The organism is Proteus vulgaris (assembly GCF_023100685.1).
Taxonomy (GTDB): domain Bacteria; phylum Pseudomonadota; class Gammaproteobacteria; order Enterobacterales; family Enterobacteriaceae; genus Proteus.
Map to the genome: position 1 here is coordinate 582,107 of NZ_CP090064.1, position 14,544 is coordinate 596,650.

General features: G+C 39.8%; 10 protein-coding genes. 5 read left to right on the plus strand and 5 right to left on the minus strand.

The window, feature by feature from the left end; translation table 11 throughout:
* Window positions 1-139 precede the first annotated feature (139 nt).
* Entirely contained in the window at window positions 140-544 is a 405-nt protein-coding gene (gene zapG / locus LW139_RS02880; RefSeq protein ID WP_036933053.1) for a Z-ring associated protein ZapG, read from the minus strand.
* 203 nt (window positions 545-747) lie between these two features.
* Between zapG and zapE the strand changes: the two genes are divergently transcribed.
* From zapE to sspB, 5 genes are all read left to right on the plus strand, one after another.
* Entirely contained in the window at window positions 748-1,863 is a 1,116-nt protein-coding gene (gene zapE / locus LW139_RS02885) for a cell division protein ZapE (RefSeq protein WP_166539196.1), read from the plus strand.
* A 434-nt stretch (window positions 1,864-2,297) separates the two neighbouring features.
* Window positions 2,298-2,726, plus strand: a complete 429-nt coding sequence (rplM, locus tag LW139_RS02890; RefSeq protein ID WP_006535327.1) for a 50S ribosomal protein L13 — start codon at window positions 2,298-2,300, stop codon at window positions 2,724-2,726.
* Window positions 2,727-2,741: 15 nt separating this feature from the next.
* The gene (gene rpsI / locus LW139_RS02895; protein ID WP_004245284.1) at window positions 2,742-3,134 is read left to right on the plus strand and encodes a 30S ribosomal protein S9; all 393 of its coding nucleotides are present in this window, start codon (window positions 2,742-2,744) and stop codon (window positions 3,132-3,134) included.
* 657 nt (window positions 3,135-3,791) lie between these two features.
* A complete protein-coding gene (gene sspA / locus LW139_RS02900; protein ID WP_023582862.1) occupies window positions 3,792-4,433 on the plus strand; it encodes a stringent starvation protein SspA in 642 nt (213 codons plus the stop codon).
* Between the two features lie 6 nt (window positions 4,434-4,439).
* Window positions 4,440-4,949 carry a ClpXP protease specificity-enhancing factor gene (sspB, locus tag LW139_RS02905; protein WP_166539195.1) on the plus strand — a complete coding sequence of 170 codons (510 nt, stop codon included), beginning with the start codon at window positions 4,440-4,442 and terminating at the stop codon, window positions 4,947-4,949.
* 119 nt (window positions 4,950-5,068) lie between these two features.
* On the opposite strand, the gene LW139_RS02910 is transcribed toward sspB, so the two are convergent.
* The 4 genes from LW139_RS02910 to gltB all read right to left on the minus strand — a co-directional run bounded on the left by LW139_RS02910 (window position 5,069) and on the right by gltB (window position 14,002).
* A complete protein-coding gene (locus tag LW139_RS02910; RefSeq protein WP_072069755.1) occupies window positions 5,069-6,337 on the minus strand; it encodes an amidohydrolase in 1,269 nt (422 codons plus the stop codon).
* Between the two features lie 14 nt (window positions 6,338-6,351).
* Complete coding sequence (dcuC, locus tag LW139_RS02915; RefSeq protein WP_166539194.1) at window positions 6,352-7,626, minus strand: C4-dicarboxylate transporter DcuC; 1,275 nt, start codon at window positions 7,624-7,626, stop codon at window positions 6,352-6,354.
* Between the two features lie 508 nt (window positions 7,627-8,134).
* Window positions 8,135-9,532, minus strand: a complete 1,398-nt coding sequence (locus LW139_RS02920; protein WP_247850602.1) for an FAD-dependent oxidoreductase — start codon at window positions 9,530-9,532, stop codon at window positions 8,135-8,137.
* Between the two features lie 9 nt (window positions 9,533-9,541).
* A complete protein-coding gene (gltB, locus tag LW139_RS02925) occupies window positions 9,542-14,002 on the minus strand; it encodes a glutamate synthase large subunit (RefSeq protein ID WP_247850603.1) in 4,461 nt (1,486 codons plus the stop codon).
* Between the last annotated feature and the right edge of the window lie 542 nt (window positions 14,003-14,544).

Genomic DNA, 14,544 nt, shown 5'->3' on the forward strand with positions numbered 1-14,544 from the left:
TCATTAAGACATGATGCACTTTGCTTTCTTTTACACGGATTTACAAGACAAAAGCTATCTTTAAAACCATAGCAAATAATTGCCATTTTATGGTATTTAATAGAAAGAAAAACGCCACAATAAATGTGGCGTTTTAGTATTAATTGTCTTTTTTATCTGTAGGTCTGAACAATCCAGATGCCCCTTCGGAATAATCACGAGGTGGCATTTTTATTGGGGATTGATCATTTGCTGCTTCAGATTCACTTAATCGGTAATTAAATGGATTATCTTGAGCTGGCATATCTGGCATGAGCTCATTAGAGCTTTTTGCCATATGTTGGTAAAGCTGACGGTAATCTCTCGCCATGTTATCTAATAGTTCAGCGCTTCTAGCAAAGTGGCTGACAAGCTCATTGCGATAAGTATCCAGTTCTTCTTTTTTTGTATCTAACTCTGCTTTTATAGCATCTTGTTGGCGAAGGGTGCTGTTACCGTAACGCATTGCGAGTGCGCCGATAATAAGACCTACAACTAATCCAATCAGTGCATAAACCCAAACCATGGCAACTCCTTTTCATCTAATAGTGAGGACGATGGATTCTTATAACATCATAACCGCTAAAAGGCATGGGTGGAATAATATCCTTAAGCTTAATATGAAATTCCTGTGTTACGTTGATGTTAAAACAATTCTTAATGCTTATAATAGAGACATTCGACAGACACAACCTAGTATGTCAGAAAATTAAGGATAAGAGGGCATTCATGACTGTTAGTACGCCGTTATCACTTTATGAAGCCGCATTGATGCAAGGTGATTATCAACCTGACGATGTTCAGCGAAAAACTGTTCTCCATCTTCAACAGATATACCATGCATTATTAAAAGAGACTCCACCAGAAAAAAATTCGTTAACACAACGATTGTTCGGGCGAATTCGCACAAAAAAACAGCTTGTTGCACCAGAACGTGGTTTATATATGTGGGGCGGAGTGGGACGAGGTAAAACATGGCTTATGGATATGTTTTATCAAAGTTTACCAACAGAGCGAAAGTTGCGACTCCACTTTCATCGTTTTATGTTACGTGTTCAAGAAGAACTAAAAAGTTTACAAGGACAAGAAGATCCACTAGAAATTATTGCTGATGGCTTTAAAGCACAAACAGATGTACTTTGTTTTGATGAGTTTTTTGTTTCTGATATTACGGATGCCATGATTTTAGGCACGTTATTAGAAGCGTTATTTGCCAGAGGGATCACTCTAGTCGCAACATCGAATATTCCTCCTGACGAGCTTTATCGCAACGGATTACAGCGTTCTCGTTTTTTACCTGCAATAGAACAAATCAAACATCATTGCGACATTTTAAATGTTGATGCAGGTATTGATTATCGTTTAAGAACGTTAACACAAGCACATCTTTTCTTATCCCCATTAAGTGATAAAAACCGTCAAGAAATGGAGAGGGTTTTTTCTCACTTAGTCACCAGTGAACCACAAACCGATGTGACTTTAACCATTAATCATCGGCCGATGAAAGTCAGAAAAGTCGCTAATGGTGTACTGGCAGTTAATTTTGCAACCTTATGTGTGGAAGCGCGTAGCCAGCTTGATTACATCGAGCTTTCTAAGCATTATCATACAGTTCTATTACATGAAATGACGCAAATGAACGCGTTAAATGAAGATGTTGCTCGTCGGTTTTTAGCATTAGTTGATGAATTTTATGAACGTAGAGTGAAACTGATTATCAATGCCGATGTTGAAATGAATGCGATTTACCAAGGTGATTTTTTACAGTTTGAATATCAGCGTTGCCTTTCTCGTTTGCAAGAGATGCAAAGTGAAGAATATTTGGTGCAACCTCATCTTGCTTAATGTTTAATTCTTGAAGAAAGTCATCTTTCATTATGGTAGGATGGCGCAGGTTAAGTTGCTTGATGTTTTTTTATATGAAAATAGAAAGCATTAGGCAGCTTACAAACGCTCTGGAAAGGAACAATTCTTCTCTTCAGGTAGCAAGAATTTATCAGTCAAATCAGAAAAAAGTGCTAAATTCGTTTTTTTCACTGAAATATTGAAAAAGAATTCAATTGTTTTTCAATTATGACTCGATTTTTTTTTCTGACTTCTCTATAATCTTGCGACCCCACGTTGCAGCAAGTTTTTTATTTCCCAAAAAACTCGCATTTTAGAGTCAGCAGTGCTACTCGAAGGGGTAGGTTTGCTGGACACAAGAGTCGTGTGAACCTCATTAGTATTTGAACCGAGCGTTCACCAACGTGTAACTAAACATTGGGTAATTTTCAATAATGAAAACTTTTACAGCTAAACCAGAAACCGTAAAACGCGACTGGTATGTTGTTGATGCAGACGGCAAAACTTTAGGCCGTTTAGCAACTGAAATTGCTAGCCGTTTACGCGGTAAGCACAAAGCGGAATATACTCCGCACGTTGATACTGGTGACTACATCATCGTTTTAAACGCTGAGAAAGTAGCCGTAACTGGTCACAAACGTACTGACAAAGTTTACTACCGTCATACGGGTCACGTAGGTGGTATCAAACAAGCGACTTTCGAAGAGATGATCGCCCGTAGTCCTGAGCGTGTAATCGAAATCGCGGTAAAAGGCATGCTGCCAAAAGGGCCACTGGGTCGTGCGATGTATCGTAAACTGAAAGTTTACGCAGGATCTGAGCACAACCACGCGGCACAACAACCGCAAGTTCTGGACATTTAATCGGGATAATAGGCAATGGCTGATAATCAATACTACGGCACAGGTCGCCGCAAAAGTTCTTCCGCACGTGTCTTCATTAAGCCAGGTAGCGGTAATATCGTAATCAACAAACGTAGCCTAGAAGTTTACTTCGGCCGCGAAACAGCACGTATGGTTGTTCGTCAACCGCTGGAATTAGTTGATATGCTGGGTAAATTAGATTTATACATCACTGTTAAAGGTGGTGGTATCTCTGGTCAAGCTGGCGCGATCCGTCACGGTATCACTCGTGCACTGATGGAATATGATGAGACTCTACGTTCTGATCTGCGTAAAGCTGGTTTCGTTACCCGTGATGCGCGTTCTGTTGAACGTAAGAAAGTGGGTCTGCGTAAAGCACGTCGTCGTCCACAGTTCTCTAAACGTTAATTTGTTATCTTTTAGATATCAATTTGATGTTGAAAACCCGTCTTCACAGGCGGGTTTTTTATTTTTGATTAATTTGTGTTTATTGATAATAAAAACATAATCTTGCTAATGTATTAAGACGATAGTCACGAAAACAGGTGTTATGTAAGATAACCAAACGATTAAAAAACCCATTTTTTGGATATTTAATCTAAATAATTTTATTTTTTAATATTATAATCTTACTTTTAAGGCAATGTGGCATATTATATTGAATTATTTGCATGAGCCCCCCTAAGTAACATGAATTCTGGTAGAATAACGGACTTCGGTGTCTTTCTTTCTCTAATTTCACAATGTTGCCGATGGTGTATCAACAATAGTGTCTGTTATTCATTTTAAAGCAATACCAAAATTATTATCACAATAATGATTGTTGAATGATTATTTTGGTATTACTTGATAATGATATGTGCCGCAAAGACAGGTGAGTTTTTAACTCTGTAGAATAAGATTATCCCGCGATAACACTTTTTATACAGGTAGTTACCCAATGTAGTTAATAACTTAGAGACTTATTTAAGTTAACTGCGTTTGTGTGCTTGTCTTTTAGGAATGGGGAAATGGAAAAGGTATTGTGCCAATTCATTTCTTTAATTGATTAACTTGGAGGTTTTCATGGCTGTCGCTGCCAACAAACGTTCGGTAATGACTTTGTTTTCCGGTCCGACTGATATTTTCAGCCATCAGGTCAGAATTGTCCTAGCGGAGAAAGGTGTCAGTGTTGAAATTGAACAGGTTGAAGCTGGTAATCTTCCACAGGATCTTATCGATCTGAACCCTTACCAAAGTGTGCCGACTTTGGTCGATCGTGAGCTGACTCTGTATGATTCACGTATCATCATGGAATACCTTGATGAGCGCTTCCCTCATCCTCCTTTAATGCCAGTTTATCCAGTTGCTCGTGGTAGCAGCCGTTTAATGATGCATCGCATCGAGCATGATTGGTATTCTCTAATGAACACCATTGAGAAAGGAACAGAACAACAAGCCAATGCAGCTCGCAAACAGTTAGCTGAAGAGCTACTGGCTGTATCGCCTGTGTTTAAAGAATATCCTTACTTTATGAGTGAAGAATTCAGCTTGGTAGATTGCTATTTAGCTCCGCTTCTATGGCGTTTACCAGTATTAGGCGTGGATTTAAGTGGTGCAGGTGCTAAAGATGTACAAATTTATATGCAACGTGTTTTTGAGCGTGATTCTTTCCTCGCCTCATTAACCGAAGCAGAGCGTGAGATGCGCTTACCTTCAAGAGGGTAATAAAGTATGGAGATTATGGATATGTCTCCGCGTCGTCCGCATTTATTACGTGCGCATTATGACTGGATCATTGAAAACGAATTAACACCACATTTAGTTGTTGATGTGAATATTGATGGTGTTCAAGTTCCAATGGAATATGCGCATGACGGTCAAATTGTACTAAATATTTCATCTCGTGCTGTAGATAGCTTAGAGTTAACACCGTATCAGGTTTTATTTAGTGCAAGTTTTGGTGGCATACCTCGTAAAGTGCGAGTGCCTATGGCTGCTATTATGGCTATTTATGCGAGAGAAAACGGTGCGGGAATGATGTTTGAGCCAGAGCCAGCTTATGAATCTGGTGCATCATTACAGTTTGCTGAAGATGAAAGTGAAGAGAATACTTTAACGCCTGTTAATGAAGGCTTATCGCTTGTCACTGATGGTACGGTAGAAACCGATACATCTTCACCGGATGATGATCCTGAGCCACCTCGTCCAACAGGCCGTCCGTCATTACGTGTTGTGAAATAAGAGAGTATCTTATTTGTATGAATGAAAAGCCCAGTTTACTTGAACTGGGCTTTTTTTATGTACAAAAAAAGCACTCTATATTGCTATAGAGCGCTTTATTGAATTGCATTACTGAAAAACTATTTCAGTAGCTCTTCTAAACAGCCTGTGTAAAGATTAACAGCAGTCATTAATTGTTTTTCATCGAAATCAAAGCCTGCTTGGTGGTGACCTGCAGTTCTATCGGCACCAACAACGAAATACAGTGATTTACCACCACAGCGTTGTACACGTTTTGCTAATACAGTCGCATCTTCACTTCCCCCAAATGGGCGAGTAGCAACGGCGGTTAACTCTGCATGTTTACCAACGACTTTGGTCATGACATCAATGAGTTCTTGGTCGTTTGTGAGGTCAACGGCTTCACCCATAATTTCGCTTTCCATTTCTAACTGGAAGCTATGCGCTGCACCTTCAGCCATACGTACTGCATTGGCAGCCATAAAACTGTTGATCTCTTCATTTTCACCGCGAACTTCAATTTGCATTTCAGCATTAGCTGGAGTGACATTACGGCCTTCACCGGCTTTTAATACACCGATGTTGATACGTGACATCCCTTTACCATGGCGAGAAATACCCAGCATTTGTGTTGCTGCGTGGCAAGCGCCAGCTAATGCATTACGACCTAATTCTGGCTCTGCACCTGCGTGAGATGGCGCACCTTTAAAACGGAAGTCATATTTAGTAGTACATAAGAAATGTGTTGGATTAATAACAATTTCACCACTATTTGCGATAAAGCCTAAGTGCGCCCCTAAGAAGTAATCGGCATCATCTGCGATACCACTTTCAGCCATCGCACGAGCACCACGAACACCTTCTTCAGCTGGTTGGAATAAGATTTTAACTTTACCAACAACTTTATCTTTATTTTCAACTAACCAGTGAGCAACACCTAAACCGATAGAAATGTGTCCATCGTGACCACAGGCGTGCATTTCGCCAGCGTGACAAGAAGCAAAGTTCTCGGCATGAGGACGGTGTTTAGCTTCTGTTGCTTCGTTAACACCCACACAGTCGATATCAAAACGCAGAGCTACAGTTGGACCTGCTTTTCCGCTATCAAAGATAGCCACACAACCTGTTAGTTCTTTCATTTCATCAAGTAGAGCTTCATCAACTTTATGCTCTCTTGCAACAGCTAGGCCTTTTTCAACAACTTGACGACGGCGGCCAAAAGCAAACTCTTGATTGATAACGTCTGGGCCAACTTTAACTTCTAAACCTAAGCTACGTAATTCTTTGACAATTTTCGCTGTGGTTAAAAATTCTGACCAACCAATTTCTGGGTATTGGTGAAACTCACGACGCCATTTTATTAATTTTTCTAGTGTAATTGCTGACATATTCATTTCTCCACTTATAACATGAATAACGCAACAGCGATGACGCCGATAATCATACCTGGTGCAGTACGTTTTGCGATTTCCATAGGGTTAACATTTGCAAGGCCAGCACAAACAATCGCTGCACCTGCCAGTGGTGACATTGTACGGCCTAATGCGCCAGATAAAGCCGCAGCCATACCCATGTCTGGGATTTCATAACCAAATTGTGCAGCATGAGGTGTCACTGTTTCGTTGAATGCGAATGCTGCTGCGTCACCAGAACCTGTGATAATACCCATTAAGAACGGCCCTAAAGTACCACCCCAGCGAGCAAATTCAGGAGAGTGAGTCAAGAAGTTGATGAACGCGTCGATTAAACCAGATGCTTTCAGACCTGCTGCGAATACGGCCGCTGCAATGATGATACCTAATACATCACCATAAGCATTACCCATACCTTTAAAGAACTCTTTGGTAATTTGAGCAGGGTTAGTTAATGTGATGAACAGGGAATAGATAGAACCGATTAACATTGCCGCAGGAACAGACAGTTTAAATGTACTGAATGTCTCAAAGAATGGCAGAATTAACAGGATTAATGGAATGAAAGGTGCTGTTGCATATAAATAGTTAGGGCGAACAGCTTCTGGCGTTGCTTGTGCTGATGAAGATGATGCATCACCAGTAGCAGAAGCCATTTTGAACTCTTTTTTCACTAAAGCGACAACGGCCAGTGAAACTGCAGCGATACCACCAGCCATTAAGCTGTATGGGCTATGGCGAGCGATTAAATCAACCACTTCCATATTTGCCATGTTAGCAACGAAGGCGTTATGCGACATACCTGGGCTTAGCATTGAGCCGATGGTACCACATAACACTGCACCACCTGCGATAGCTGGGTGAATACGTGCCGCGATTAATAATGGAATGAGTGTTGCACCTACCGCAGCCGCACAACCTGCTGCTGATGGGATTGCGATATTAATAAAGTATGTTACGACAACAGTGGCTGGAATAAGGAAGAAGCCCAGACGAGTCATTACTTTTGATAAAACATGAACCAGATGCATGTCGCATTTGGTGTATTTCATAACATAAGCAAAACCCATACTCGAACAGATTGCTTGAATTAATGATGAAGACACCATGCGCTCACTAAATGCGGTAAACGCATCTAATGGGGTTAGGCTTAAAATACAGAGTAATAAGCCCGCACCAATTAGCACCATTCGGGTTTCATATTTTTTTATTAGCAAATAGACAGTTACAATAATAACGGCTACTGCTATCAGTTGCATCACCATAGTGATCCCCTAGTTAATTATGACAATACTATTAATTGTGAAAACGAACCTAACATCAATAAATTATATTTTTCTGTAAAGTTATTAGGTGACTCCATTATGAAGTTGGTAGGTTGACAATATTTGATTGTTATCAAATTTAATAGCCGAAATAAAATCTATTTTTTTAGACTGTGATGTTATTAACAAATGCTGTAAAACAATTATCATTAAAAGATGACGGAAAAGTTAAATAAAAAGAGATAAAGTAAAAAATACGAAAACAAATTATATTTACTATAGGTTAAGAGTGTTATTTTGATACAAAAAAGAATATCTATTTTTATCAAAATATTATTCAATAATTTATATTAAATGGTAATGAGAATGATTATTTATGGGATACTTTTATGATCCTTAAATATTATTTATTTATAGTAATAAAACATTAATAAAATTATCCCACTTAAATTAAATGGGATAATTAGCAAGAGAAATTGTTATTTTAAATATCAAAAATAAATGATATTTAACAGGATAAATACTGCAAAATGCCTTCTGCTGCCTCTCTTCCTTCAGCTATTGCTGTTACTACAAGATCAGATCCTCGGACAATATCTCCCCCAGCAAATACTTTAGGATTTGTTGTTTGATTAGGTATTTCTTGGTTGTTTGAAATAATAATTCGTCCTGAAGAGGCATATTCAATATTATTTTCATCTAACCATGGATAATGTGCAGGTTTAAAGCCAAATGCGAGAATAACAGCATCGGCAGGTAATTCATGTTCACTGCCTTCAATAGGAATTAATGTTCTATCATTTTTAGTTTTTATAACACGGATACCAACCACTTTATTTTGATTATCGACTTCAATATCCATAGGTTGGAGATTAAATAAAAATTCACCGCCTTCTTCTTTGGCATTTTTTACTTCACGTTTTGAACCCGGCATATTGCTTTCATCACGGCGATAAACACAAGTGACTTTATTTGCACCTTGTCGAATGGCTGTACGGACACAATCCATTGCCGTATCACCGCCACCTAATACGACAACATTTTTATCTTTAAGGTCAATATAAGGTGTTTGAGGATCTTCGTTATATCCCATTAAATAACGAGTATTACCAATTAAATAAGGCAGTGCGCTATAAACACCCTCTGCCTTTTCATTGGAAAAATGACCACTTAGACTGTGATAAGTACCTAATCCAATAAAAACAGCGTCATATTGCGTAATAAGGGTATCTAGAGTGATATCTTTACCAACTTCAGTATTAAGGCAAAATTCAATCCCCATTTCACTAAATAGCTCACGACGTCGGATCATCAGCGATTTTTCGAGCTTAAACGAAGGGATACCAAATGTAAGTAAGCCACCAATTTCAGGGTGCTTATCATAAACAACAGGTTTCACACCTTGTCTAATAAGGACATCTGCACAGGCAAGACCCGCAGGGCCTGCACCGATAATTGCAACTTTTTTATTTGTCATTGTGATGTGAGAAAGGTCGGGACGCCATCCTTGTGCTAAAGCGGTGTCATTGATGTAACGTTCAATATTACCAATCGTTACGGCACCAAAATCATCATTGAGTGTACAGGCTCCTTCACAAAGCCTATCTTGAGGGCAAACACGACCACAAATTTCAGGCAAACTGTTTGTTTGATGGGAAAGCTCAGCAGCTTCAATAATGCGCCCTTCATTTGCAAGCTTTAACCAGTTGGGGATGTAATTATGAACAGGGCATTTCCATTCACAATATGGATTACCACAGCCTAAACAGCGATCAGCTTGCGCAGAAGCTTGTTGCGGTGAAAAAGCCTCATATATTTCAATAAACTCAATTTTGCGAATAGCTAATGGTTTTTTGGTCGGCTCAATACGATTTAAGTCGATAAACTGATACACATTCTGACTCATAATATTCTCCTATTGTGCCTGAACGCGTAATTCAGCGGATGAACGACGAGGATGACCGAGTAACGCATTGACATCACTGGATTTGGGTTTAACTAATTTAAAGTGTTGTGACCAATATTCCCACTGTGAAAGTAACATTTCACCTTGCTGTGAACTTGTTAATCTTACATGCTCTGCAATCATGCCTCGTAAATGTTCAGCGAGAATGGCAAAGGATGCTACAGGAAGCAACTCAATAGATGAGGCATTGATCCGTTGTGATAATGTTGAATCTTCATCTAACAGATAGGCAAATCCACCCGTCATTCCTGCACCAAAGTTAATACCAGTTTTGCCCAGAATGCAGACAATGCCACCTGTCATATATTCACAACCGTTATCACCGACACCTTCAACCACGGCAATTGCCCCAGAGTTTCTTACAGCAAAACGCTCACCAGCTAAACCTGATGCATAAAGCTTTCCACCTGTGGCACCATAAAGACAGGTATTACCCATAATCGTGGCATGGTGATTTTTAAAGGCAGAGCCAACAGGGGGAGAAATAACAATACGTCCTCCCGCCATGCCTTTTCCTACATAATCATTGGCATCACCCACTAAGGTTAATTCAACGCCTTGTGCATTCCATACACCAAAGCTTTGACCTGCTGTTCCTGTAAAATGAAGTTTAATCGGGGTTGCAGATAAGCCACTTTCGCCATATTTCTTAGCAATAATGCCAGATAATGTTGCGCCAACAGAACGATCAGTATTACGAATATTAAAATAATAGGTTTGGCTTTTTTGTTGCTCAACGGCTTGAAGGGTTTGAGTAACAATGCGCTGGTTTAATTCGCCCTTATCATAAGTATTATTGTTTTCCTGACAATAAAGCGCATAACCTGATGGTGGCGTTACTGTTTCTAACAGTCCACTTAAAGAGAGCTTTTGCTGTTTACTGCTAACGCCTTCTAGGCATGAAAGCAGATCAGTTCGACCAATTAAATCCGTGATTTTTCTCACACCAAGTAATGCCATTAACTCACGAGTTTCTTGCGCAATAAAACGAAAGTAGTTAATAACGCGTTCAGGCAATCCGTGATAATGGTTACGACGGAGTGTTTCATCTTGGGTTGCAACACCCATTGCGCAATTATTTAAATGACAAATGCGCAAGTATTTGCAGCCTAGTGCCACCATGGGGCCTGTACCAAACCCAAAACTCTCTGCGCCTAAGATCGCCGCTTTAATGATATCTAAACCTGTTTTTAATCCACCATCGACTTGTAAACGAATTTTATGACGTAGATTATTTGCCACTAGCGCTTGTTGTGTTTCAACCAAACCTAATTCCCACGGGCTTCCAGCATATTTTACAGAGGTTAATGGGCTTGCTCCTGTCCCACCGTCATAACCTGCAATAGTGATCAAATCGGCATAAGCTTTTGCAACACCAGTAGCAATGGTGCCAACACCTGGCTCTGAAACCAATTTTACAGAAATCAGCGCCGTTGGATTTATCTGTTTTAAATCAAAAATAAGCTGGGCTAAATCTTCAATTGAGTAGATGTCGTGATGGGGTGGTGGTGATATTAGGGTCACACCGGGTACGGCATAACGCAGTTGCGCAATATAAGGTGTCACTTTATCACCGGGAAGTTGTCCGCCTTCACCTGGTTTTGCTCCTTGTGCCACTTTGATTTGTAAAACATCAGCACTCATTAAATAAGAGGGGGTCACACCAAAGCGGCCAGAAGCAATTTGTTTGATCCGTGATACTTTATTGGTGCCATAACGTGTCGGATCTTCGCCGCCTTCTCCAGAATTCGAAAAACCACCTAAGGTATTCATTGCTTGCGCAAGGGCTTCATGCGCTTCTCGGCTTAATGCGCCAATTGACATCGCTGCAGTATCAAAGCGTTTAAATAATTCGGTTTCAGGATCGACTTCTTCAATTGAGATGGCTGTTGCCTTGTTATTAAGCACTAACATATCGCGCAATGTTGTTATTGGGCGTTGTTGTACAAGGTTTGCATAGTGTTGATAGTCGGTGTATTCCCCACTATTTACAGCTTTCTGTAATGCTTGAACGACATCAGGGTTATAAGCGTGGTATTCCCCTTTATGGGCGTATTTTAATAAACCTCCGGCTTCTAAAGGATAACGAGTTAACCAAGCCCGTTTAGACAGATTAAATAAATCCTGTTCAAAATCACTAAAGTCAGCGCCATTAATCCGATTATCAACACCCGCAAAACAGAGATTAACAACGTTATCGTTTAATCCGACCGCCTCAAAAAGCTGAGAGCAACGGTAAGAGGCAACGGTTGAAATGCCCATTTTAGACATGATTTTATACAGGCCTTTATTTATACCATTACGGTAATTCAGCATCATTTGAGCATAAGAGCCTTGCAGGATTTTTTTATCAACACGTTGAGCTAAAGATTCGTAAGCAAGGTAAGGGTAGATCGCGGTAGCACCAAATCCGAGTAATACAGCGAAATGGTGTGGATCACGGGCACTGGCCGTTTCGACAATAATATTAGCATCACAGCGTAAGTTATTATCTACTAATGCTTTTTGTACTGCACCAACCGCCATAGGCGCAGGAATAGGTAGTCGCTCTTTTGCGATATTCCTATCTGATAAAATCAGTAAAACAGCACCGTTGCGAACTTCCTGTTGTGCTTTTACACATAATTGGTGTAAGGCTGTTTCTAGGTTAGATCCTATTGGTTGATACGTGATATCAAGATGAATTGCGCGGTAATAAGGGCTTTCTTGATTAATAAGTTGTTGAAAATCGCTATAGAGTAAAATAGGGGATTTAAAACTGAGTCGATGAGCTTGGCCCTCAGCTTCACAAAACACATTCATTTCACGTCCAATACATGTTGCCAAAGACATGACATGGGCTTCTCTTAATGAGTCTATTGGTGGATTAGTAACTTGCGCAAATTTCTGTCTAAAGTAGTCATAAATCAGACGTGGACGTTGAGAAAGTACAGCAAATGGCGTGTCATCACCCATTGAACCTGTGGCTTCTTGTCCGTTTTCTGCAAGTACATGCAAAATGTTTTCTAACTCTTCTTGGCTATATGCAAATTGTTTTTGATATGTTGCTAATAATGTGTCATCAAAGGCGCGTTGGCCGGTTGCTTGTTGTTCTGGTAGTGCTTCAAATGGCGTTAAACGTTTAACGTTACGTTCAAGCCACAATTTATAAGGATGACGCCTTTTTAAATCTTCATCGGTTTCAGCTGAATGTAAAATACGGCCATGATGAGTATCGACTACCATTAGTTCACCGGGGCCAACACGTCCTTTTTCTCGTACTTCATCAGGTTGATAATCCCAAATACCAATTTCAGAAGCACAAGTAATGATGTTATCCGTGGTGATCACATAGCGAGCTGGGCGTAAACCGTTTCTATCAAGAGTGCAAGCGGCATAACGACCGTCTGATAACACAATACCGGCAGGACCATCCCAAGGCTCCATGTGCATTGAGTTAAAATCAAAAAACGCTCGTAAATCATCATCCATTTGAGGATTGTTTTGCCACGCAGGAGGAACGAGTAACCGCATAGCACGAACAATATCCATACCTCCATTGAGAAAAAGCTCTAGCATATTGTCGAGTGAACTTGAATCTGAGCCACTTTCATTCACAAAAGGAGCTGCACTTTGTAGATCAGGGATCAGCGGGGTATGAAATTTATAGGCGCGGGCTCTGGCCCATTGGCGATTACCTGTGATGGTATTAATTTCACCGTTATGTGCTAAATAACGAAAGGGTTGGGCGAGTGGCCATCTTGGTGTGGTATTAGTGGAAAAGCGCTGGTGGAATAAACAAATTGAAGATTCCATGCGTAGATCAGCCAGATCGGTAAAAAAACGCGGTAAATCGATGGCCATACAAAGGCCTTTATAAACCGTCACCAAATTGGAGAGGCTACAAATATAAAAATCACTGTCAGTGATACGCTTTTCAATTCGTCTACGGGCAACAAAGAGTCGTCTTTCAATATCACTTATCCGCCAGCCTGCGGGAGCATTAACAAAGACTTGTTCGATTAAAGGAAGTGAAGAAAGAGCGATGCTGCCTAGAATATCTGTGTTGATAGGAACTTTACGCCAGCCAACAATTGAAAGTGTTTCACGTTGTAGTTCTTCTTCGACGATAAGACGGCATTGTGTGGCAATATTGGGATCTTGGCTTAAAAATAGCATTCCTACGGCGTAATTTTTTGCTAAATGCCAGCCCTTTTCTTGTGCAACTAATTGGAAAAAACGCTCTGGTTTTTGTAAGAGTAATCCGCAACCATCGCCGGTTTTACCATCAGAAAGAATAGCGCCACGATGTTGCATTCTGGCGAGACCATGTATGGCATTTCTGACAATCTTATGGCTGGCTTGCCCTTCAATATGCGCGATCAATCCAAACCCACAATTGTCTTTTTCCTGTGTCTTTTGATAGAGCATTTTTTGCTTCCTACTTAGTTTGCTGGGCACCTCAAAAAAGAGCGCAAAAGGAACGTTTTGGCTCAAAGTATGTAGGTAAATTTATGGGTACTCAGTCGGGTGATGTTGTGTTTGCCTAGCTTGGTGTGTTTTTTATATTGCTATGCAATGCCTTTTCAACTTATCGATAAATAAAAATCAGGTCAATGTGTAGGGATATTTGACTGAGATAAAACAGATAAGGAAATTTTTATTTTAAAATATTGATTAATAAATAAATTATTCTATTTTAAAATAGTAAGGGAGTGATTTTTTAATGTGAGCTATATCACTTTATTTCAGCGATTTAGCTTTATCTCATCCTTTAATGATAAAAACGGATAGTGAGTTATTCTAATGAATATATTGATTTTGGAATTTTATTGTTTTTATACATTTTGTATAAAAAAAGACAAATTGCATTTTTTCTAATAAGGTCTATTTATCGTTGCTATCTCTATCGTTTATGTTACTTGGTTTTGTATTATTTTTATGAATGCATATATCTCGGATAGGCTCGTTGA